Origin of the sequence: Isoptericola sp. NPDC056134, from assembly GCF_042264825.1 — a bacterium.
Classification (GTDB): domain Bacteria; phylum Actinomycetota; class Actinomycetes; order Actinomycetales; family Cellulomonadaceae; genus Isoptericola; species Isoptericola nanjingensis.
Genome location: NZ_JBHJVM010000071.1, coordinates 1,165 through 1,457 on the forward strand (window position 1 = coordinate 1,165; position 293 = coordinate 1,457).

Here is a 293-nt window from a genome sequence, read left to right on the forward strand (position 1 = left end):
GTCCTCGACCCGGACCGTGCCCGGGAGGCCCGGGCTGTTGCCGGTGGCGGCGTGACCGGGCATGAGCGCCCCGATCATGTCGTCCCACCAGCCGTAGCTGCCGCGCATGTCCGTGGCGTTGTGGATCGCGACGATGCCGCCGCCCGCCTGCTGGTAGCGCTCGAGCGCCGCCTTCTCGTCGGCGTTCCACGGGTCGCCCGACGTCTGGAACATGACCAGGGCGTCGTACTGCGCGAGGGTCTCGTCGTTGAAGACGGTCGAGTCCTCCGTGTGGTCGGACGCGATGCCTACCC

General features: G+C 70.6%; 1 protein-coding gene. It reads right to left on the reverse strand.

Features of this window, described 5'->3' with window-relative positions; all coding sequences use genetic code 11:
* Window positions 1-293: ThuA domain-containing protein (locus ACFCZN_RS21310; RefSeq protein WP_430558094.1), on the reverse strand; the 293-nt coding region annotated here is incomplete at both ends.